Raw genomic sequence first — 21,279 nt, 5'->3', positions numbered from 1 at the left:
ACGATGACACTCCTGTCGATCGAGGACCTCTCCGTCGTGATCCACCGCCCAGGACGCCGGGTCGCCGCGCTGAGCGGGGTGAACCTGACCGTCGAGCCGGGCGAGGTGGTCGGCCTGGTCGGTGAGAGCGGCGGCGGCAAGAGCATGGTGGCCCGCTCGATCGTGGGCCTGCTGCCCGGCGGCTCCCGTACGACCGGGAGGGTCCTGTTCGAGGGCACCGACGTGCTGACGATGGGCGCCGCCGAGCTGGAGTCCTTCCGCGGGCACGGCGCCGCGATCTGCTTCCAGAACCCGCGCGGCGCGCTCAGTCCCACCAGGACCGTCGGCCGCCAGCTCGTCGACCGGCTCGTCACCCACCAGGCGCTCGCCCCCGCCCCCGCGAGGGAGGTCGCCGCCGAGCTGTTCGAGTCGGTCGGCATCCGCAGCCCGAGGCGCCGCCTGGACGCCTACCCGCACGAGCTCTCCGGCGGCATGGCGCAGCGCGTCATGATCTCACTCGCCACCGGCTGCGCCCCCGGCCTGCTCATCGCCGACGAGCCCACCACCGGGCTGGACGTCACCCTCACCAGGGAGATCCTCAACCGCTTCCGGCTCGCCGCGAACGCCGAGCGGCGCGGCGTGCTGCTCATCTCCCACGACCTCGCCTCCATCGCGGAGGTCTGCGACCGCGTCGTGGTGCTGTACGCGGGGACGGTGGTGGAGAGCGGTCCGGGACCGCAGGTGCTCGACGAGCCCGCCCACCCCTACACGCGGGCGCTGCTGCGCTCGGTGCCCGACATCGACGGGCGTGCGGTGATCGCCACCCCCGGTGCGATGCCGCTGCTCTCCGAGGAGCCCTCCTCCTGCCCGTTCGTGCCGCGCTGCGCGCACGCGACGGAGCTGTGCGTGGCGGAGCGTCCGTACGCCAGGACCCTCTCCTCCGACTGGAGCGCCGCCTGCTTCCACCCCCGCTCGGGGCCGCTCGCCGAGTCGTCCGAGTCGCTCACCGGGCACCTCGACCCCCCTTCCCCATCGCCCACGGAGCCGCCCGTCCGTACGGCCGCCGTCTCGACGGGGGAGGGGACCCGCCCCGCTGAGGGAACGTCCTCCGGCGCGGGAACGCGTTCGGGGAAGAGGACGCGCTCGGTTGAGAAGACGGACTCGGGAGAGTGGACGCGCCCCGAAGAAGGGACGGGCGGGGAGGTGCTGCGCGTCGAGGACGCGCACGTCGTCTACGGTTCCCGTTTCGGAGGCGGGGGCCACCACGCCCTGCGCGGGGTCAGCCTCAGCGTCGCCGCCGGTGAGACCCTGGGCGTCGTCGGGGAGAGCGGCTGCGGCAAGAGCACCCTGGCCAGGCTGATGCTCGGGCTGGTCGCCCCTTCCACGGGGAGGGTCGAGGTGGCCGGGCGGGTCCTGTCGGAGGTGCGCGGCCGGGAGCTGCGCCGCCTGCGCACCCGGGCACAGCTGGTCTTCCAGGACCCGGTGGGTTCGCTCAGCCCCCGGCGGACCGTGCAGGACGCGATCGGCGAGCCGCTGCGCGCCGCCGGGGTGCCCGCCGCCGAGCGCGTCTCACGCGTCGCCGCGGTCCTGGAACGCATGGAACTGGACCCGTCCATCCTGGGACGGCGCCCGCACGAGCTGTCCGGCGGGCAGGCGCAGCGCGTCGGCATCGCCCGCGCGCTCGTCGGTGACCCCGACCTGATCGTCTTCGACGAGCCCACCTCGGCGCTCGACGTCACCGTGCAGGCGCAGATCCTGAAGGTGATCGCCGAGGTGAGCGGCGACCGCTCGCGCGGCAGCGTCTTCATCTCCCACGACCTGGCCACCGTTCGAGGATTCTGCGACCGCGTCGTGGTTCTCTACCTGGGGCGGATCGTCGAGGAGGGGCCGGTGGAAGAGGTCTTCGGCAACCCCCTGCACCCCTACACCCGGGCGCTGCTGTCCAGCGCCCCGAGCCTCGGCGCCGGGTACGGCGGACCGCGGGTCGAACTGACCAAGGATCTGGAGGAGGCGGACGCCGCCGCGGGCTGTGCCCTCGCGCCGCGCTGCCCCTTCGCGACCGACGAGTGCCGGCAGCAGGAACAGGAACTCCGCCCGTACGGCGCGAGCCTGGTCGCCTGCCACCGCGCCGCCGAGATCCCCGCGCTGATCGAAAGGTGACACCCGCAATGCCCGACCCCAAGCACATCCGTCTGGCCGTCGACATCGGCGGCACCTTCGTCGACGCGATGGAGCTGGACACGCGCACCCACGAGGTGCGCTTCAGGAAGGCCTCGACGACCCCGGCGCGCCCCTGGGAGGGCGTGCTCGACGCGGTCACCGCGCTCGGCACCGACCTGTCGGAGGCGGAGCTGTTCATCCACGGCACCACCCTCGGGCTCAACGCCGTCCTGGAGCGGCGCGGCGAGCCCACCGGGATCATCACCAACGACGGCTTCCGCGACATCTTCCTCATCGGCCGGGGCAACGTGCCCTCCGACCACATGTACGACTTCCAGTACGAGCGGCCCGACAGCCTCGTGCTGCGACGCCACACCGCCGGGGTGCGGGGGCGGCTCGACCACCGGGGCCGGGTGGTCGAGGAACTCGACGCCGCCGGGGTGCGGGAGGCCGCCCGCGTCCTGGTCGAGGAGCGGGGAGTGGTGTCGATCGCCGTCTGCTTCCTGCACTCCTTCCTCGACCCCTCCCACGAGCGGGAGGCCGCCCGGATCATCCGCGAGGCGTACCCCCAGGTGACGGTCTCGGTCTCCACCGACATCGTGCGGGAGTACCGCGAGTACGAGCGGACCAGCACGACCGTCCTCGACGCCTACATCCGGCCGATCTTCGAGAGGTACGTGGACCGGCTGGAGCGCGGGCTCGCCGAGCGCGGCTTCGACGGGCGATTCCTGATCATGCGCTCCGGCGGCGGCTCCATGACGTCGGCCGTGGCCAAGACCTCCCCGACGCACACCGTGCTGTCGGGCCCGGCGGGCGGCATCGTGGGCGCGGCGCACATCGCCGCCGCCCTCGGTCGCCGGGACCTTCTCACCTTCGACATCGGCGGCACCTCGCTGGACGCGTGCGTGATCGAGCACGGGTCCCCGGTGGCCGCCTACGAGGCGCAGCTGGAGCACTTCCCGCTGCTGATCCCCACCTACGACATCCGCACGATCGGCGCCGGAGGGGGCTCGATCGCGTGGCTGGAGCGGGGATTGCTGAAGGTGGGGCCGCAGAGTGCGGGTGCCGACCCCGGCCCGGTGTGTTACGGCCGGGGCGGCACCCGTCCCACCGTCACGGACGCGGCGGTCGTCCTCGGCTACGTGGACCCGGACCGTTTCCTGGCCGGGACCATGGAGCTGCGGGCCGACGCCGCCCGCGCGGCGCTCGACGAGCAGGTGGCCGGGCCACTCGGGCTCAGCCCCGAGGCGGCGGCGGCGGGCGTCTTCGACGTGCTGCTCGCCAAGACCGTCGGCGCGGTCCGGCAGATCACGGTCGAGCGGGGACACGACCCCCGGGGCTTCTCGCTGCTCGCGTTCGGCGGGGCGGGGCCGCTGCTCGCCCCGCTGCTCGCGGCGGAGATGGGCATCGGCGAGGTCATCGTGCCGTTCGCGCCCTCCGGCTTCTCCGCCTGGGGCATGCTCAGCGCCGACATCGTCGACGACTTCTCCCGTACGGTGATGGCCACCCTGGACGACGCCGACCTCGACGGGCTGGAGACGGTGTTCAAGAGCGTCGAGGCCGAGGCGGTCGCCTCCCTGGAGGCGCAGCGGGTCCCGGCGGACCGCATGGTCCTTGAGCGCCAGTTCGAGCTGCGCTACCTGGGCCAGGAGCACTCGCTCATCGTCACCACGGGCCGCGACCTCGACCGCGACGCGATCAGGCGGGCGTTCGAGGAGACCCACGCGGCGCGGTACGGGCACGCGATGGACAACCGGGTGCAGATCCTCAACCTGCGGGTGCGCGGCATCGGCCGTACCGACCGGCCCGAACTGGTGACGCGCCCGCCAGGTGACGGCGACGCGAGCCGGGCGCTGCTCGCCCACAGGGACGCCTACGACTTCGGCACCCGCGCCACGGCGTCGTTCGCTGTCTACGACCGCGCGCTGCTTGAGCCGGGCGACGCGTTCGAAGGACCCGCCCTGGTCGACGAGGGCACCTCGACCACCGTGGTCCCCTCGGGGCAGCGGGTCGAGGTCGAGGAACACGGCTACCTGCTGGTACGGCTTGTGGAGGCGACGTCATGACGGAGCGGCTGGACGGTGCTCGATCGGACGGCGCCGGGGCGGACAGCGCCGGGGCGGACGGTGCTCGGCTGGACGGCGCCCGGCTGGACGGCGCGACCGCCGAGGTGGTGCGCAGTTACCTGCTCGCGGCGGCGGAGGAGATGCGGGCCACGCTGATCCGCACCTCCTTCAACCCGGTGATCTACGAGGTCCACGACTTCGGCATGTCGATGTACGACGCGGACCTGCGGCTGATCGCCGAGGCCACCGGACTCACCTTCTTCCTCGGTGCCAACGACTTCTCACTCCGTAAAGGGGTGGAGTATGTCGGGCGGGAGAATCTGCGTCCCGGTGACGTGGTGCTGTTGAACTATCCGTACTGGAACGCGGCACACGCGTATGACGCGACGCTTTTCTCGCCGGTTTTCATGGGCGAGGACCTGGTGGGTTTTTTGTGTGTGCGGGCTCACTGGATGGATCTGGGGGCGAAGGATCCGGGGTATGTGCTGGATTCCACGGATATGCATCAGGAGGGGATTATCTTTCCGGGGACGAAGGTGTTCTCGGAGGGGGTGGCGAATCGGGAGATCATTGAGTTGATCCGGTTCAATTCGCGGATGCCGGATCTGGTGATCGGTGATCTGAACGCGCAGGTCGCCGCGCTGCGCACCGGCGAGCGCCGTTTCCAGGAGATCCTGGAGAAGTTCGGCCGCCCCACCGTGGAGGCGGCGGTCCAGCGGATGGTCGAGGACGGGGAGGCGCGCACCCGCGCCGCCCTCGCCGAGCTGCCGCAGGGCTCGTGGACGGCGGTCGACTGGCTGGACGACGACGGGATCACCGAGGATCCGGTCCGCATGCAGGTCACCGTCACCGTCGCCGACGGCACCTTCACCGTCGACTTCGCCGGTTCCTCGCCCGCCACCGCAGGGCCCATCAACATGCCGTTCGGCGCGACCATCGCGATCTGCAAGGTCGTCCTGAAGGCGCTCACCTCGCCCGACGAGCCGTCCAACTTCGGCACGACCGTTCCTCTTGAGGTGCGGGCCGAACCGGGCACGCTCTTCCACGCCGTCTACCCGCAGCCGACGTTCACCCTGTGGACCGGCATCGTCGCGGTCGAACTCATCCTGAAGGCGCTGGCGCAGGGCATGCCGGAGCGGCTTCCCGCCTCTTCGGGGGGTGACGTGCCGGGGTTCATGATGGTCGGGATCCATCCGGAGACCGGGCAGATGTTCGCGGTCAGCAACAACGACCCGGTCGGCTGGGGCGCGACCCCGTCCCACGACGGTATGAACGCCGCCACCCACGTCTCGGGGAGCACCGGACGCATCACACCGATCGAGGTTCTGGAGGCCAGGACCGGGATGTTCTTCGAGCGGGTGGAGATGCGTGAGGACTCCGGCGGCGCGGGACGGTTCCGGGGTGGGGTGGGTTTGCGGCGTGACATTCGTTTCGTGGTGCCGGGGGAGTTCCTGTCGGTGATCAAGAAGACGCGGTCGCGGCCGTGGGCGCTGGAGGGCGGGCTGGAGCCCGAGCCCAACCAGGTGGTGGTCTTTCCCGGCACCGAGCGTGAGCATCGGGTGAGCACGAAGCGGACCAGGGTGGAGGTCGGCGACCGGATCACGTTGCTCACGGCCGGCGGCGGTGGGCACGGGGATCCGCGCGACCGCGATCCCGACCTGGTGCGCCGCGACGTCGCCGAGGGCTACGTCTCCCCCGAGGCCGCCCGCGAGACCTACGGGATCGACGATGTCTGAGCCCGCCGCCTCCACGCCGTCCGGCCCCGCCGACCAGGGGGCCGCGGTCTCCGACCCGTCCGGCTCCGCCGTCCCAGGGACCGCGGTCTCCGACCCGTCCAGTCCCGCGGCCCCGGAGTCCACCGGGCCCGCCGCCTCAGGAGGGCGAAGGGCCGGCCGCGCGGGCGGCGGCCTCGGCCCGGTGGACGGCGCGACGGTCGAGGTGGTGCGCAGTCACCTCTCCTCGGTCGCCGAGGAGATGCGGGCCACGCTCGTCCGTACCGCCTTCAACCCGGTGATCTACGAGGTGTTCGACTTCGGTATCTCCGTCTACGACGCGGATCTTCGTCTCGTTGCCGAGTCGACGGGGCTGAGCCGCTTTCTCGGCGCCAACGACTATTCCATCCGCAAGGGGGTGGAGTATGTCGGGCGGGAGAATCTGCGTCCCGGTGACGTGGTGTTGTTGAACTATCCGTACTGGAACGCGGCGCATTCTTACGACGCGACGTTGTTCTCTCCGGTGTTCGTGGATGCCGATCTGGTGGGTTTCTTGTGTGTTCGGGCTCACTGGATGGATCTGGGGGCGAAGGATCCGGGGTATGTGCTGGATTCCACGGATATGCATCAGGAGGGGATTATCTTTCCGGGGACGAAGGTGTTCTCGGAGGGGGTGGCGAATCGGGAGATCATTGAGTTGATCCGGTTCAATTCGCGGATGCCGGATCTGGTGATCGGTGATCTGAACGCGCAGGTCGCCGCGCTGCGCACCGGCGAGCGCCGCCTCCGCGAGCTGTACACCCGCTACGGCGGGGACGTCGTCGCCTCCGTCGTCGAGACCGTGATCGCCGCCGCCGCCGAGTCCGCCGCCGAGGCCGTCGCCGGCCTGCCGCAGGGCTCGTGGACGGCGGTCGACTGGCTGGACGACGACGGGATCACCGAGGATCCGGTCCGCATGCAGGTCACCGTCACCGTCGCCGACGGCACCTTCACCGTCGACTTCGCCGGATCGTCCGGCGCGACCGCGGGACCGGTCAACCTCCCGTTCGGCGCGACCATCGCGACCTGCCGGGTCGCGTTCAAGGCGATCACCACGCCGACAGAGCAGACCAACGCCGGGCACTTCGCCCCGCTGGAGGTGCGGGCCGAGCCCGGCACCCTCTTCCACGCCGCCTACCCGGCGGCGACCTTCACCCAGTGGACGGGGACGGTCGCCCTGGAGCTGATCTACAAGGCGTTGGCGCAGGGCATGCCGGAGCGGCTTCCCGCCTCTTCGGGGGGTGACGTGCCGGGGTTCATGATGGTCGGGATCCATCCGGAGACCGGGCAGATGTTCGCGGTCAGCAACAACGACCCGGTCGGCTGGGGCGCGACCCCGTCCCACGACGGTATGAACGCCGCCAACCACCTGTGCCAGACCCAGGCCCGCAACACCCCCGTCGAGGTTCTGGAGGCCAGGACCGGGATGTTCTTCGAGCGGGTGGAGATGCGTGAGGACTCCGGCGGCGCGGGACGGCTGCGGGGTGGGGTGGGGTTGCGGCGTGACATTCGTTTCGTGGTGCCGGGGGAGTTCCTGTCGGTGATCAAGAAGACGCGGTCGCGGCCGTGGGCGTTGGAGGGCGGGCTGGAGCCGGAGCCCAACCAGGTGGTGGTCTTTCCCGGCACCGAGCGTGAGCATCGGGTGAGCACGAAGCGGACCAGGGTGGAGGTCGGCGACCGGATCACGTTGCTCACGGCCGGTGGTGGCGGGCACGGGGGTCCGCGCGACCGCGATCCCGACCTGGTGCGCCGCGACGTCGACGAGGGCTACGTCTCCCCCGAGGCGGCCCGCGAGATCTATGGAGCCGAGGTCGTCCGATGAACGACATGGTCAACGATGTGGTCCTGGTCAACTGCACCGTCACCGACGCCCGCGCCGCCGGTTCGGGAGGTCGTACGGCGGGCGTCCCGTTCTCGGGCGACGCTGCCATCCGGCCGGCCCGGACGACGGACGGGCGGATCGCCGACACCGCGGTCCGGACGGCGGAGGGGGAGGGGCGGATCGCCGACGCCGCGGTGTGGATCCGGGGTGACAGGATCGCGGCCGTGGGTCCTCGCGAGCGGATCCTGGAGCGGACGGGCGACGCCCAACTGCTCGACCTGGACGGCGCGTACGTCACCCCCGGCCTGGTCAACATGCACACCCACCTGTCCCTGTCGCTCCCCGGCCAGGGAGGCGACAGCGTCAAGAACATGACGGCGCACGAGCTCGCCCTCTACATGGCCGACGGCGCCCGGCGCACCCTGCACTGCGGGGTGACCACGGTGAGGTGCGTGGCCGAGAAGGACCACGCCGACTTCGCACTGCGCCGGGCGATCGAGTCGGGCCGGGCGGCCGGCCCGCGCATCTTCACCGCCGGTCGCGCCCTGGTCTGCACCGGCGGCCACGGGCACGAGGGGAGCGACACCCTGGAGTGCGACGGCGCCGACGGGTTCCGGCGCGGGGTGCGCAGCCAGATCAAGGCGGGCGCCGACCTCATCAAGATCATGATCTCGGGCGGGATCGCCGGGGAACACGAGCAGATGGACACCCCGCAGCTGTTCTCCGACGAGCTGGCGGCAGCGCTGCAGACCGCGCACGCCTGGGGCCGCAAGGTCACCGCGCACGCGGGTCCGGCGGCGGTGATCGCCGAGGCCGTCGAGATGGGCCTCGACTGCGTCGAGCACGGCTACCAGCTCACCCCCGAGGTCGCGAAGAGGATGGCCGAACGCGGCACGTCCCTGGTGCCGACGCTGCTCGTCACCCGCTGCAAGGAGTTCTTCGACGAGCTCGGGGTGCCGGAGTGGATGCAGTGCCGCTCGCTCGGCGCCGGCCCCCGCCACCTGGAGAGCTACGCCATCGCCCTCGACGCGGGGGTGGACGTCCTGCTGGGCAGCGACATGCCGCCGTTCTGGGACTTCGAGGGGACGAACGCCTCGGTACGCGAGCTGGAGTGCATGTCCGAAGGCGGTCTCGGCCCGGCCGGGGCACTGTACGCGGGCACGCTCGGCCCGATCCGCTGGCTCGGCGCCGAGGCCGACCTCGGCACCGTCGAGGTCGGCAAGTACGCGGACCTCATCGCGATGGACGCCGACCCGCTCGCGGGCACCTCGGCCTTCCGCGGGGTCCGCTGGGTGATGAAGGGCGGCCGGGTCGTCCGCGACGACCGGTCGGGATGGGAGAAGCCGTGAACCCCGACTCCGAGGTGAGCACCGACCCGATGGGAGAAGTCGTGAACACCGGCTCCGGTGCGGACGCCGATCTGATCTCGGCCGGCATCGACGACATGTACGACGCGTTCCTCGCGGCCGACCGCCACCGCTTCGACGGGCACCTGCACGACGCGGTGACCACCTGGGAGACGCACCTGCCGGGACCGCTGAGGACCCGGCGGGAACTCGACGCCTACCGCGACGAGAGGGACGGCTCGGGTGCGCGTCCCCGCCTCGCCAGGCTGGAGGCCGAGGACAAGTGGATCGACGTGTGGGAAGACACCGGCGTCGCCCGCTATGTGCTGGTCGCCCAGCCGCCGGACGGACCCGTCCAGCGCAGCCGGGTGACCGACGTGCTGCGCCGTGTCGGCGGGGACTGGCTCATCGTGCACCATCACTCAGAACTGCTCACGCCGTGAACCGGCGGCTGGTCGCCTACGAGCACGGCGAGCCCGAGGAGGTCCTCTCCCTGGCGGAGGTGCCCGAGGAGCGCGCCCCCGGCGACGGCGAGGTGCGGATCGCGGTGCGGGCCGTCGGGCTGAACTACCTCGACGTCATGCTGTGCAGGGGCACCTACCCGGTACGCCCGGATCCGCCGATGACGCCCGGCGTCGAGGCCGCGGGAACGGTGGTCGCCGCCGGGGCGGGTGCCGAGCACCTGGAGGGCAGGGCGGTCCTCGCCTGCCCCACCCTGCCGCACGGGGCCCTCGGCGACGTCGTCACCGTCGACGCCGCCCTCGTCGTGCCCTACCCGGACGGGCTCGACCCCGTCACGGTCGCGGCCCTGCCCGTCACGTACCAGACCGCGTGGTTCGCGCTGCGCAGGGCCGGGCTCGCGGCGGGGGAGACGGTGCTCGTGCACGCGGGCGCGGGAGGTGTCGGCATCGCCGCCACCCAGCTCGCGCTCGCCTTCGGGGCGCGGGTGATCTGCACGGCGGGTGGCCCGGCCAAGACCGCGCTGTGCCGGGAGAACGGTGCGGCCGAGGCGATCGACTACCTGGAGGTCGACTTCGCCACCTCGGTGATGGACCTGACGGACGGCCACGGCGCCGACGTCGTCGTCGACCCCGTCGGCGGCGACGTCCTCACGCGCTCGCTGGACTGCCTCGCCTTCGAGGGGCGCCTGGTGGCCGTCGGTGCGGCCGGAGGATTTCCGCCGCCGGTCGACCCGATGGCGTTCGTCGCCGCCAACGCCTCCCTGGTCGGGGTGTCGTGGGGGTCGGCGTACCCGTGGCGGCGACCCGACGCGGTGCGGGACGCCTACGAGGAGCTGTTCGCCCTGCTCGACTCGGGCGCCGTACGGCCGCTCGTGTCGCGCGTGGTGAGCCTGGCGGACACCCCCGCGGCCCTGGCCGACCTGGCCGAACGCCGTACGACAGGAAAGATCATGGTCCGGACGGGCTGAGGGAGGAAGCGGCGTGAACGACATCAGTGGGAACAGCGGGGACGAGCAGGGCGACATGGAGCTGTACGACCTGCGGGTGGTGGTCGACCGCATCGAGGGCAGGTCCGTCTGCGGGATGGAGGTGGGCGACTGCTTCACCCTGGAGAACAGCGCCCACCTGCGGCTCCCCGACGGCGAGCACTTCTGCGTCTACGCGCTCGCCTCGGTGCTGCCGTTCCTCGCCGCCAAGCAGCGCGACCTCGCCGAGGGCGACTGGCTGGAGCGAGACACCCTGTTCACCTGCCCCGACCCGGAGGAGCGGCTGGTGATGCGGGTCGAGCGGACCGGGCGCCGCCGGATGAACTCCGCCGACCTGACCTGAGCCGACCTGACCTGAGAAGGACCCGCGATGACCGGCGTTCCGGAGGCATCCCCGAGGGCCGCCGTGATCACGCGGCGATCCGCGACGACCGCAGACTGTGAGGAATCCGTGACGACCGCCACCGGGCAGGAGAGCCCCCGATGACCGCCGCCGAGATCGGCCTCGGCCTGCAGAGCGACAAGCGGGCCGGTGACTACGCGCGGCTCGCGCGCCGCGCCGAGGAGCACGGCTTCGACGTGCTGAGCGTGTTCGGCGACCTGATGTACCAGCCGCCGATCTTCCCCCTGCTGGAGATGGCCGCCGCCACCGGGCGGGTGCGGCTCGGCGCGGCCTGTCTCAACCCCTACTCCACGGCACCGTACGAGATCGCCGGGCAGCTCGCCGCCCTCGACCTCGCCTCGCACGGCCGCGCCTACCTCGGGCTGGCACGCGGCACCTGGCTCGGCGCGGTGGGCATCGCCCAGCCCAGGCCGCTCACCGCGCTGGCGGAGGCGGCGGAGGTGGTCTACCGGCTGCTCGCCGGTGACACCGGAGGGTACGAGGGGGAGATGTTCCGCCTCGCGCCGGGCACCGGGCTGCGCTACCCCGTACACCGGCCCCGGCCGCCGCTGCTGCTCGGCACGTGGGGGCCGAGGGGGGCGGCGCTGGCCGGACGGATCGCCGACGAGATCAAGGTGGGCGGCAGCGCGAACCCGGCGATGGTCGGGGTGATCCGCGAGCGGGTCGCGGCCGGGGCGGTGGCGGCCGGGCGCGATCCCGGCGCGATCGGGGTCGTCCTGGGCGCGGTGACCGTGGTGGACACCGACGGCGCCGCGGCCCGCGCCAAGGCGCGCGGCGAGGTCGCGATGTACCTCGCGGTGGTCGCCGACCTCGATCCGACCGTGGAGATCCCCGCCGACCTGCTCGACAGGGTGAAGACGTTGGTCGGGGAGGGCAGGGACACCGAGGCGGGGCGCCTCATCCCCGACGACCTGCTCGACCTGTTCGCCTTCTCCGGCACCCCCGAGCAGGTCGCCGCGCAGGCCCAGGCCCTCATCGACGCCGGCGCGCACCGGGTGGAGTTCGGCACCCCGCACGGTCTCAGCGACGACCGGGGCGTGGAGCTGCTCGGAGCCGAGGTGCTGCCGCTGCTGGACCGATCCCCCGCGGCGCGGGGCGGTGGCCCGGTGTGAGGCGCGACACCCTCCGGTGACGCTCCGTCATCTTGAAACCGGATGCCCCGAGAACCTTCCGTCCGGAAAGCGCACGGCCCGAATCGTCTCACTCTCCTGATTTTCACCTCAGTTCAGTATGGGTGAACATAAGAGAGGAGAAGGAGATGATGTGACGAGTGAACGCGCCGGGGGTCCGGCAACGGAGATGTCGGGCGTGACGGTCGAGGAGACCGGGGGCCTCGGCGATCCGCATGACACCGGCGGTGACGTGGACCGCACCTCGCACCGTGACCTGGGCGGACACGAAGGATCCGGTGGCCGTGGCGGCCTTGGGCAGGGCGGTCTGCCCGGTGAGCGGGAGGCGCTCGCCGCCGACGCCGAGTCCGCGCGACAGGCCGAGGCCGCCGGAAGGCCGGTGTGCCGCCGCGCGGAGTTCCTTGTCCCGCCCGCTCCCGCGACCTCCCGGCACCCCGAGCTCGCCTACTTCGCCGGCAACTCGCTCGGCCTTCAGCCCCGCGCCGCCCGCGCCGCGATCTCCGCCGAGCTGGACGACTGGGCCCTGCACGCGGTCGAGGGCCACCACCGCGCGGCGCACCCCTGGCTGCCCTACCACGCGGAGCTGCGCGAGGACGCCGCGGCGCTCGTGGGCGCGTTCCCCGACGAGACCGTGGTGATGAACTCCCTCACGGTCAACCTGCACCTGATGATGGCGACCTTCTACCGCCCGGCCGGTGAGCGCACCCGCATCGTGATCGAGGACCACGCCTTCTCCTCCGACAGCTACGCGGTGCGCAGCCAGGCCGTGCACCACGGCCTCGACCCCGACGAGACGGTGGTCCGGCTGCGCCCCCGCGAGGGCGAGGACTGCCTGCGCACCGCCGACATCGTGGACTACCTGGCCCGCGAGGGGCACCGGGTGGCGCTCGTGCTGCTGGGCGGGGTCAACTACCTGACCGGCGAGTTCCTCGACATCCCCGCCGTCACCGCGGCCGGGCACGCGGCCGGGTGCCGCGTCGGCTGGGACCTCGCGCACGCCGCGGGGAACGTGCCGCTCGCGCTGCACGACTGGGACGTGGACTTCGCGGCCTGGTGCTCGTACAAATACCTCAACTCGGGGCCCGGCGCCGTCGCCGGATGCTTCGTGCACCGGCGTCACGTGACCGATCCCACGCTGCCCCGGCTCGCCGGATGGTGGAGCACCGAGGAGGCGACCCGCTTCGAGATGCGGCCCGAGCTCGTCCCGGTACCCACCGCCGACGCCTGGCAGATCTCCAACCCGCCGATCCTCGCGATGGCCCCGGTGCGGGTCTCGCTGCGGATGTTCGCCGAGACGGGGATGGCGGCGCTGAGGGAGCGGAGCCTGGCGCTCACCGGCTACCTGGAACGGCTGCTCGCCGAGGTGGTCCGCGACCGCCCGCTGGAGATCGTCACGCCCGCCGACCCGGCCAGGCGCGGAGCCCAGCTCTCCCTGCGGGTGACCGGCGGCGTCCCCGGCGCCGACGGCGCTCTCGATGCCGCGGCTCTCGCCGACCGGCTGCACGAGGTCCACGGCGTCCTCGCCGACGTGCGGCGCCCCGACGTCATCCGGCTCGCCCCCGTGCCCCTGTACTCCACGTTCCACGACTGCTGGCGGGCCGCCGACGCGCTCGCCAGGGAGGTGAGCCCGAGATGAGGTCCCCCGGCGAGGTCGCCGTGGTCGGCGCGGGGCTGGTCGGCTGCCTGACGGCCTGTTACCTGGCCCGCCGAGGCTACGAGGTCACCCTGTACGAGCGCAGGCCCGACCCGCGCGAGGCCACGCCTGAGCGCGGGCGCTCGATCAACCTGGCGATCTCCGAACGGGGGATCGACGCGCTGCGCCGGATCGGGCTGGACGAGGCCGTGCTGAAGGCCGCGCTGCCGATGCCCGGCCGGATGATGCACGCCCCCGACGGCACGCTCAGCTTCCAGCCCTACAGCGCGGGAGGGCAGCGGGCGATCAACTCCATCAGCCGCTCCGAGCTCAACCGCACCCTGCTGGACGCCGCCCTCGGCATGCCGGGGGTCCGCGCGCTCTTCGAGCACCGGCTGACCGGACTCGACGTCGACTCGGGCCGGATGGACTTCGACACGCCTGGCGGTCCCGTCACCCGCACCGCCCAGGTCGTGCTCGCCGCCGACGGCGCCTACAGTGCGGTACGGGGACGGCTGCAGTTCCTGCCCGGCTTCGACTTCAGCCAGGAGTATCTCGACTACGGCTACAAGGAGCTGACGATCCCGGCGCGCGACGGCGGGTTCGCCCTCGACCCGGGCGCGCTGCACATCTGGCCGCGCGGCAAGGCGATGATGATCGCCCTGCCCAACCCGGACAGGTCCTTCACGTGCACGCTGTTCTGGCCCAAGTCGGGGCCGGGCAGCTTCGCCGAACTGGACACCGCGGAGCGCTTCGAGGAGTTCTTCGCCGCGAACTACGCCGACGCCCACGCCCTCATGCCCGACCTCGCCGACGACTACGCCCACAACCCGATCGGGCACCTGGTCACCATGCGGGCCCGCCCCTGGCACGTACGCGGCACAGGGGGAGCGGCGGTCGGCCTGCTCGGAGACGCGGCCCACGCGATCGTCCCCTTCTACGGCCAGGGCGCGAACTGCGGCTTCGAGGACTGCGTGGAGCTCGACCGCTGCCTGGAGGAGGCCGGCGACGACTTCCCCAGGGCCCTCGCCATGTACGGGGCCCGGCGCAAGGAGCACGCCGACACCATCGCCGAGCTCGCGCTGGAGAACTTCGTCGAGATGCGCGACAAGGTCGCCTCCCGGTCGTTCCTGCTGCGCAAACGCGTCGAGCACGGCCTGGAACGGCTGCTGCCCGGCGTCTACGTCTCCCGCTACGAGCTCGTCTCGTTCAGCACGGTGCCCTACGCCGAGATCCAGCGGCGCATCTCCCGCCAGCGCGGGGCGGTCGCCGCCGGGGCGCTCGGCGCGCTGGCCGCGGTCGCACTGGCCACCCGCGCCCTGCGCCGCCGCTGACCGTCTTCGCGCCCGGGGAGGGGGTCAGAACAGCCGGGGGGTCACCACGGACACGACCGTGGTGACCCGGTCGGTGTCGTTGAACATGCTGTGCGGGACGGTCGACCTCAGGTGGACGCTGTCGCCCGGGTACAGCCGGTGCTCGACGCCGTCGACCTCGTACAGCAGCTCGCCCTCCAGCACGAAGGCGAACTCCTCCCCGGCGTGACCGTAGGAGTTCTCGCGTTTGCCGCCGGGCGCGATGTGCACCAGCAGCGGTTCGAGCACCAGGTTCGGGCCCCTCGCCGAGAGCATGCGGTAGGTCTGCTGGCCCGAGATGTATTCGGTGGCGGCCGTCGCCGAGCGGGTGAGCGTGAAGTGGCTCGGCAGATGGGAGACCGGGGCGCGCGTCTCCTGTGTCTCCTCCTCGGGCGGCACGTCGTTGAAGAACTCCGCCACGCTGCGGTCGAGCGCGGTGGCCACGCTGTTGAGCGCGGTCAGGCCGATGGAGGAGATCCCCCTCTCGACCTGCGAGAGGAACCCGATCGAGAGCCCGGAGTGGGTGGCGAGACCGCGTAGGGTCAGACCGCGCTCCTTACGGAACTGCCGCATCCGGGCTCCGACGGCGTCGTGGCGGTCCAGCTCCTCACCGCTGTGACGCTCCGATGTGCCCACCCGCGGCTCCCTCCGTCAAGCGGCGTGGCCGCCTGTTCGCTCTAGCTAAACATATTTCATAACAAGAGTCGTCGCGCGTCAAAAAGGAGTCGGAAATGGCAGACGGTGATGCCCGGCAGCGGGCCGCAGGGCCCTGGGCGCCGCAGGATCCGCCGGTGTTCCTGAGCGACGTCCCCGGTTCCTATCCGTGGCGCGTTCTTCATGAACGGCACCCCGCCCTGATCGAGAAGGTCCGCACCGCCACGCCGTACGACCTCGGGGTGAACCGGTCACTCGACCTGCTGCTGGAGGAGATCGAGGGGGTGATCGAGCCGCTTGAGGAGTCCGCGCACGACCGTGACCTGTGGGAGAGCTGGGACCGGGGCCATGTCGGGCGGCGGTGGGACGACGCGCCGTTCCTGTGGGCGGAGAGTTACTTCTACCGCAGGCTGCTGTCCGCGGTCGGCTACTTCGGGCCGGGCCCGTGGCGAGGCGTCGACCCGTTCGAGCCCTTCAAGCAGGCCGAGCTGCTCGGCGAGGCCGTCGACGAGGAGCTCGGCGAGCTCGACGCCCTGGCCGAACTGCCCTCCGCCGAGCGGGCCCAGGCGCTCGTTCTGCGGGCGCTGTGGGGGAACCGGGCCGACCTGGTGTTCCGGGTCGCGGCCGGCCCCGAGCTCGCCGGGCGGGAGTCCGGGCTCCTCGCCGACGACAGCGCGCTCCTGTGGTCGCTCGTCGACGGTGGGGAGGCCGGTCGCGGAGGGCTCACGAGGATCTGCCTCGTCGCGGACAACGCCGGGAGCGAGCTGCTGCCCGACCTCGTCCTCATCGACCACCTGCTGCACGCCAGGGGAGCGGGCGAGGTCGTCCTGCACGTCAAGCCCTTGCCGTACTACCTGTCCGACGCCACCCCGGCCGACGTCCTGGCCTGCCTGCGCCGGATGGCCGCCGCCGGCGGCGAGGCGGGAGAGGTGGCGGGGCGGCTGCGGGCGGCGCTCGGGTCGGGGAGGCTGCTCCTGCGGGCGTACGCCTTCTCCTGCGCGCCCCTGCCCTACCACGAGATGCCTTTCGGCATGCGGGAGGACTTCGCGTCCGCGTCACTCACGATCATGAAGGGCGACCTGAACTACCGCCGCCTCGTCGGCGACAGGGCCTGGCCGCACACCACCCCGTTCGCCGAGGCCACCGCGTACTTCCCAGGCCCGGTCGTGGCGCTGCGCACCCTGAAGTCCGAGGTCGCCGTCGGCCTGGACGGTGACGTGGTCATGTCGCTGGAGGCCACGGGCGGTCCCTGGCTGACCACCGGGGCTCACGGCCTCATCCAGGCCAGGGCGTGAGCGGCCGGGTCAGCCGGAGCTGGGGATGATCGGGCCCTCGCTCGCCTGGACGAGGACGAAGCCCTCACCCCTGAACGCGAGCTGCAGAGCCTCGCCGCTGCCTCGCCCGATCAGGGCCCCCGCCTTCATCGTGCGGTTGACCCCCACGTGCAACCCCGCGCTCCAGCACACCGCGGACTGGCCGTCGGCGAAGGTCGGCGCCTGGGAGGTGTCGAGGAGCACGGGGGCGCCGTGCGCGGTGACCGCCACCCAGCCGGTGCCCTTGAGCGTGGTGTTGAACAGGCCGCCGGTGGCGACGCCCGCGCCCTGGACGCGTTGGATGTCCCAGGTGAGTTGCGGGTCGAAGGCGAGCAGGTTGGTGCCGTTGACGGTGAGCGCCTCGTCCTCCAGGTAGAACAGGTGCACGTCGGTGGCGTTGTCGGCGAAGAAGATCACGCCCTGCCCGCGGACGCGCATCAGCGGTGCGCCCTCCCCGCTCACCATCTTCTTCAGGAAGCGGCCGACGCTCCCCGCGCCCTCGTAGTCGAAGTCCATCTGTCCCTGGAAGGCGACCATCGATCCCTGCCGTGCCAGGACCTCTCCGTTCAGCCGCACCCGCAGCATCTTGGCGTTCTGCAGGGCGAAGTGGCCGGGGAACCGGTCCTGGTCAAGGTTTCCGAAGAACGAGCTGCGCACGGGAGATGCCTCTCAGCGTCGGGGACGTCGCATGGTGAACGGTCGCATGAGATTGACGAATCCGGCCGCGCGGGAGTTCCCTTCGGCGATTCCTCGGCGGCTCCTCAGTGGCTCCGTTTGAGCATCGCGTCAGCGAGCGCGTCGGCGGCCTCGCCGAGCCGGCGGCCCACCGCGTCGAGCCGCGAGAGCAGCTCGCGCCTGCGCAGGGTGTCCATGGTCAGCCGCTCGGCGAACAACTCGGCGAGCCGGGCCTGGTAGAGCTGGCGGACGCGACTGCACGCCTTGCGGGTGGCGAGCACGGCCCCGGTGACCGAGGCCGGGTCGTCGATCATCTTCAGTACGGCGCCCTCCAGCTCGTCGAGACCGTCGATCACCGCCCGCAGCGGCTCGACCGCGAACCGCACGTCCTGTGGCCCGAACAGGTCGATCTCGCGCACACAGTCGCGTAGCTGGTCCAGCACGTCGTCGATCGAACGGGAGAGCCTGAACAGGTCCTCCCTGTCGAGAGGGGTCGCCAGCACCCGCCGCAGGATCCGTACCAGCCGGGCTCTGGCCTCGTCCCCCTCGTGCTCCACGTCGGCCATCCGGGCCCGCGCCTTCGACCGTTCGATCTCGCCGTCCGCGACCGAGAGGGCGAGCACGGCTCCCGCCCGCGCGATGGCGACCTGCTCCCGCACCAGAGAGACGATCCGTCGCCCCGACCGGCCGCGCAGGTCGTCCCAGGCACGCGCGAACCTCCGGGTGCGGCCCTCGGTGCCGCTCACATCAGCCTCAGCGCGAGACCGCCGAGACAGCCCAGCGCCATCGACGACGGCAGCGTGACCAGCCATGCCGTACCCACGTTCACGACGCCCTGCCATCGCACTCTCCTCGTTCCCTCGCTCGTCGCCGCGCCGACCACCCCCGCGGTGATCGACTGGGTCATGCTCACCGGGCTTCCCAGGGCCGAACTGCCGAGGACGGCGCCGGTGGCCGCCGTCTCGGCGGAGACGATGTGCAGCGGGCGGGTGATGACCACCCCGCGGCCCAACCGGCCTCCGACGCGGATCAGGCTCGTCAGGGCACCGGCGAGGAAGAGCGCCACGAGGGCGGCCATCCACACCGGCGGGACCTCGACGGGCCCCACCCCGCCGAGCCCGTGACGGCTCACGCCGATCGCCACGCTCACCACCGCGATCATCTTCTGGCCGTCGTTCACCGCGTACGCCACGCACTGGGCCGAGTAGGCGAGCAGGTGGGTGGTGAACACCAGTCGCGGCATGCGGCGGTAGGACGGCACGTGGTGCGACAGGGCCCCCAGCAGATAGCCCAGGACCAGCCCGGCGAGGGGCGCGCAGGCCCCGATCGCCAGGACGGTGCCCAGTTCCCTCCACGACACGGAGAGCCCGGCGCCGAGTCCCGCGCCGCTGATGCCGCCGATCACCGCGAGGGTGAGGCTGGTCGGCAGGCCCCTGCCGGTCAGCATCGCGACCACCGCCACCGCGATCACCACTCCCACCAGGAACGCCGCCGCGCCGCCGCTCGTCCCGAGCCCGGCCAGCCGCTCGGTGAACGTGCGCGCGACCGCGACCCCCAGGAGGTACGGGACGGCGAAGAGCACGGCCACGAGGAGCACGGTGACCGCCCATCCGGGGGAGCGGGGGAACCTGAGCCCGAGACCGATGATGGTGGCCCCGTCGTTGGCCCCGCTGGCCAGCACGAAGAGGATCGCCACGACGGCGAACGCGAGGGTCCATCCCATCAGCGGTGATACCGCCGTTCGTGCCTCGCGCCCACGCCGCACCGGTCTCCCGGATGCCTCGCCGTCACGCCTCCCCCTCGCCCCCGGGAGCGCGGAGGGCACGGGCGGTGCGGAGGGCGGGGACGGTGAGGGGGTGCGCGCGGCCGGTGCCGCGGAGACGGTGGCGAGTCGGCCTTCCGAGAGGACGGAGGAGACCTGGGGATGGTCCGTGGCCACATCTCGGCGGACTCGCGCGCATTTATGCCCCTTCAATGAGAAAGCTTTAGTTTTAGGTTAACAGAGGGTAAACGAAGGGGGAATTGCCGCTGACGTACAGATGACATCCTGTCTTCGCCGATACGCGACCGGCGGGAAGTGGCCGGGCGGGACGCGCGGAGGCGGACGTCGCCGCGAGCGGGTACGGCGAGGTTGTTACGATCGGCCGGTGCCGAGGCGGGGAGGTGGAGGGTGGGCGAGCGCCCCTACGTGCTGTTGAGCTGCGCGATGTCCGTCGACGGATACATCGACGACGAGACGCCACGACGGCTCCTGCTCTCCAACGACGAGGACTTCGACCGGGTCGACGCGGTCCGCGCCACCTGCGACGCGATCCTGGTCGGAGCCGGCACCGTCCGCCGCGACGATCCGCGGCTCCTCGTCAGGTCGCGGGAGCGCGCGCTGGAGCGGGTCGCGCGCGGCCTGCCGCCGTCTCCCGCGAAGGTGACGCTCACCGCCACCGGAGACCTCGACCCGGGCGCCGCCTTCTTCACGGCCGGTGACGCGGAGAAGATCGTGTACGCCGCGCCGGCGGCGGTGGCGAAGCTCGACGGGCGTCTCGGCGGGGCCGCCGAGGTGGTCGACGCCGGTGCCCCGGGTGCCGACGGCGGCACGGACGGCACAGTCGGCACGATCGGCACGGGCGGTACGGGCGGCACGGTCGACCTGGGCCGTGTCCTGGGTGACCTGTACGGGCGGGGGGTGCGCCGCCTGATGGTCGAGGGCGGTACCTCCGTGCACACCCGCTTCCTGCGGGAGGATCTCGTGGACGAACTCCACCTCGTCGTCGCCCCGTTCTTCGTCGGTGATCCGGCGGCCCCGCGTTTCGTCGGGGGCGGGGAGTTCCCCCGTGACCGCGATCGCAGAATGGACCTGGCGGAGGTCCGCAAGATGGGCGACGTCACCCTCCTGCGCTACCTGCTGACCTGAGACGCCGTCCATGGGGGAGAGCGAGATGAGCGACCGCGAATGGCTGGAGCTGGCGTGCGACCTGGCGCGGTCGTGCCCGCCCTCGGAGACGGCCTTCTCGGTCGGCGCCGTGGTCGTCTCCGCCGACGGTGAGGAGATCTCCCGGGGCTACTCGCGGGAGAACGATCCGCACGTCCACGCGGAGGAGTCGGCGCTGGCCAAGATCTCCCCGGACGATCCCCGGCTGGCCGGCGCCACGGTCTACAGCAGTCTGGAGCCGTGCAGCGCGCGAGCCTCGCGTCCCAGGACCTGCACCCGGCTCATCCTGGACAGCGGCGTGCGGCGCGTGGTGATGGCGTGGCGCGAGCCGCTGGTCTTCGTCGACTGCCACGGGGCCGAGGAACTCGCGGCGGCCGGGGTGACCGTGCTGGAGATTCCCGAGCTGGCGGACCGGGCCCGCGAGCCCAACGCCCACCTCGTTCCCGGCTGAGGGGCTCTTCGCCCGGCTCTCCGGCCGATCGGCTCCTCGCCCGCCGCCTCCCGTGCCTGCCCCCGGGCCGTCTGGGCCGTCTGGGCCGTCTGGGCCGTCTGGGCCGTCTGGGCCGTCTGGGCCGTCTGGGCCGTCTGGGCCGTCTGGGCCGTCTGGGCCGTCTGGGCCTAC

At 72.0% G+C, this 21,279-nt stretch carries 18 protein-coding genes; 14 read left to right on the top strand and 4 right to left on the bottom strand.

What is annotated here, in order from left to right; genetic code table 11:
* Window positions 1–3 precede the first annotated feature (3 nt).
* From AB0B96_RS25950 to AB0B96_RS25900, 11 genes are all read left to right on the top strand, one after another.
* Window positions 4–2,139: an ABC transporter ATP-binding protein gene (locus tag AB0B96_RS25950; protein WP_362902581.1), complete on the top strand. Its 2,136-nt coding sequence runs from the start codon at window positions 4–6 to the stop codon at window positions 2,137–2,139.
* Between the two features lie 8 nt (window positions 2,140–2,147).
* Window positions 2,148–4,205 carry a hydantoinase/oxoprolinase family protein gene (locus tag AB0B96_RS25945; RefSeq protein ID WP_362902579.1) on the top strand — a complete coding sequence of 686 codons (2,058 nt, stop codon included), beginning with the start codon at window positions 2,148–2,150 and terminating at the stop codon, window positions 4,203–4,205.
* Window positions 4,202–5,941 carry a hydantoinase B/oxoprolinase family protein gene (locus AB0B96_RS25940; RefSeq protein WP_362902577.1) on the top strand — a complete coding sequence of 580 codons (1,740 nt, stop codon included), beginning with the start codon at window positions 4,202–4,204 and terminating at the stop codon, window positions 5,939–5,941. Before AB0B96_RS25945 ends, AB0B96_RS25940 begins: the two co-directional genes overlap by 4 nt.
* Window positions 5,934–7,778: a hydantoinase B/oxoprolinase family protein gene (locus AB0B96_RS25935; protein ID WP_362902575.1), complete on the top strand. Its 1,845-nt coding sequence runs from the start codon at window positions 5,934–5,936 to the stop codon at window positions 7,776–7,778. The genes AB0B96_RS25940 and AB0B96_RS25935 overlap by 8 nt, the downstream gene beginning before the upstream one ends.
* Window positions 7,775–9,127: an amidohydrolase family protein gene (locus AB0B96_RS25930; RefSeq protein WP_362902573.1), complete on the top strand. Its 1,353-nt coding sequence runs from the start codon at window positions 7,775–7,777 to the stop codon at window positions 9,125–9,127. Before AB0B96_RS25935 ends, AB0B96_RS25930 begins: the two co-directional genes overlap by 4 nt.
* Window positions 9,124–9,567, top strand: a complete 444-nt coding sequence (locus AB0B96_RS25925; protein ID WP_362902571.1) for a DUF4440 domain-containing protein — start codon at window positions 9,124–9,126, stop codon at window positions 9,565–9,567. Before AB0B96_RS25930 ends, AB0B96_RS25925 begins: the two co-directional genes overlap by 4 nt.
* On the top strand, window positions 9,564–10,553 hold the full coding sequence (locus AB0B96_RS25920) for a zinc-binding dehydrogenase (protein WP_362902569.1): 990 nt from the start codon (window positions 9,564–9,566) through the stop codon (window positions 10,551–10,553). The genes AB0B96_RS25925 and AB0B96_RS25920 overlap by 4 nt, the downstream gene beginning before the upstream one ends.
* A 13-nt stretch (window positions 10,554–10,566) precedes the next feature.
* The gene (locus tag AB0B96_RS25915; protein ID WP_362902567.1) at window positions 10,567–10,914 is read left to right on the top strand and encodes a TIGR04076 family protein; all 348 of its coding nucleotides are present in this window, start codon (window positions 10,567–10,569) and stop codon (window positions 10,912–10,914) included.
* Window positions 10,915–11,054: 140 nt separating this feature from the next.
* Entirely contained in the window at window positions 11,055–12,086 is a 1,032-nt protein-coding gene (locus AB0B96_RS25910) for an LLM class flavin-dependent oxidoreductase (RefSeq protein WP_362902565.1), read from the top strand.
* A gap of 151 nt (window positions 12,087–12,237) precedes the next feature.
* On the top strand, window positions 12,238–13,740 hold the full coding sequence (kynU, locus tag AB0B96_RS25905) for a kynureninase (RefSeq protein ID WP_362902563.1): 1,503 nt from the start codon (window positions 12,238–12,240) through the stop codon (window positions 13,738–13,740).
* The gene (locus AB0B96_RS25900) at window positions 13,737–15,071 is read left to right on the top strand and encodes an NAD(P)/FAD-dependent oxidoreductase (protein ID WP_362902561.1); all 1,335 of its coding nucleotides are present in this window, start codon (window positions 13,737–13,739) and stop codon (window positions 15,069–15,071) included. Before kynU ends, AB0B96_RS25900 begins: the two co-directional genes overlap by 4 nt.
* Window positions 15,072–15,095: 24 nt before the next feature.
* Here the strand turns inward: AB0B96_RS25900 and AB0B96_RS25895 are convergent, their stop codons facing one another.
* A complete protein-coding gene (locus AB0B96_RS25895) occupies window positions 15,096–15,725 on the bottom strand; it encodes a cupin domain-containing protein (protein ID WP_350947333.1) in 630 nt (209 codons plus the stop codon).
* A 95-nt stretch (window positions 15,726–15,820) separates the two neighbouring features.
* Here AB0B96_RS25895 and AB0B96_RS25890 point away from each other — a divergent pair, with 95 nt between their 5' ends.
* On the top strand, window positions 15,821–17,038 hold the full coding sequence (locus AB0B96_RS25890) for a damage-control phosphatase ARMT1 family protein (RefSeq protein ID WP_362902559.1): 1,218 nt from the start codon (window positions 15,821–15,823) through the stop codon (window positions 17,036–17,038).
* A gap of 9 nt (window positions 17,039–17,047) precedes the next feature.
* Here AB0B96_RS25890 and AB0B96_RS25885 read toward each other — a convergent pair whose 3' ends face one another.
* From AB0B96_RS25885 to AB0B96_RS25875, 3 genes are all read right to left on the bottom strand, one after another.
* A complete protein-coding gene (locus AB0B96_RS25885) occupies window positions 17,048–17,713 on the bottom strand; it encodes an AIM24 family protein (RefSeq protein WP_362902557.1) in 666 nt (221 codons plus the stop codon).
* 104 nt (window positions 17,714–17,817) lie between these two features.
* Entirely contained in the window at window positions 17,818–18,477 is a 660-nt protein-coding gene (locus AB0B96_RS25880) for a DUF47 family protein (protein ID WP_350947336.1), read from the bottom strand.
* Window positions 18,474–19,454, bottom strand: coding sequence for an inorganic phosphate transporter (locus AB0B96_RS25875; RefSeq protein WP_362902555.1), 981 nt, complete (start codon window positions 19,452–19,454; stop codon window positions 18,474–18,476). Before AB0B96_RS25875 ends, AB0B96_RS25880 begins: the two co-directional genes overlap by 4 nt.
* 447 nt (window positions 19,455–19,901) lie before the next feature.
* Here AB0B96_RS25875 and AB0B96_RS25870 point away from each other — a divergent pair, with 447 nt between their 5' ends.
* Window positions 19,902–20,639 (top strand): dihydrofolate reductase family protein, encoded by a 738-nt coding sequence (locus tag AB0B96_RS25870; protein WP_362902553.1) that lies wholly within the window; start codon window positions 19,902–19,904, stop codon window positions 20,637–20,639.
* 25 nt (window positions 20,640–20,664) lie between these two features.
* Window positions 20,665–21,108, top strand: a complete 444-nt coding sequence (locus AB0B96_RS25865) for a deaminase (RefSeq protein WP_350947339.1) — start codon at window positions 20,665–20,667, stop codon at window positions 21,106–21,108.
* The last annotated feature ends 171 nt before the right edge of the window (window positions 21,109–21,279 follow it).

Source organism: Streptosporangium sp. NPDC049046, assembly GCF_040649155.1.
GTDB lineage: Bacteria > Actinomycetota > Actinomycetes > Streptosporangiales > Streptosporangiaceae > Streptosporangium.
Note: the sequence above shows the minus strand (reverse complement) of the source record. Positions and strands in the feature narration are given on the sequence as shown.

Excerpts from the sequence above, each read along its gene's own strand:
- AB0B96_RS25900 (WP_362902561.1), top strand. The coding sequence starts at position 13,737 with ATGAGGTCCCCCGGCGAGGTCGCCGTGGTCGGCGCGGGGCTGGTCGGC.
- AB0B96_RS25945 (WP_362902579.1), top strand. The coding sequence starts at position 2,148 with ATGCCCGACCCCAAGCACATCCGTCTGGCCGTCGACATCGGCGGCACC.
- AB0B96_RS25940 (WP_362902577.1), top strand. The coding sequence starts at position 4,202 with ATGACGGAGCGGCTGGACGGTGCTCGATCGGACGGCGCCGGGGCGGAC.
- AB0B96_RS25930 (WP_362902573.1), top strand. The coding sequence starts at position 7,775 with ATGAACGACATGGTCAACGATGTGGTCCTGGTCAACTGCACCGTCACC.
- AB0B96_RS25865 (WP_350947339.1), top strand. The coding sequence starts at position 20,665 with ATGAGCGACCGCGAATGGCTGGAGCTGGCGTGCGACCTGGCGCGGTCG.
- AB0B96_RS25875 (WP_362902555.1), bottom strand. The coding sequence starts at position 19,454 with ATGGGATGGACCCTCGCGTTCGCCGTCGTGGCGATCCTCTTCGTGCTG.
- AB0B96_RS25890 (WP_362902559.1), top strand. The coding sequence starts at position 15,821 with ATGGCAGACGGTGATGCCCGGCAGCGGGCCGCAGGGCCCTGGGCGCCG.
- AB0B96_RS25910 (WP_362902565.1), top strand. The coding sequence starts at position 11,055 with ATGACCGCCGCCGAGATCGGCCTCGGCCTGCAGAGCGACAAGCGGGCC.
- AB0B96_RS25950 (WP_362902581.1), top strand. The coding sequence starts at position 4 with ATGACACTCCTGTCGATCGAGGACCTCTCCGTCGTGATCCACCGCCCA.
- AB0B96_RS25935 (WP_362902575.1), top strand. The coding sequence starts at position 5,934 with ATGTCTGAGCCCGCCGCCTCCACGCCGTCCGGCCCCGCCGACCAGGGG.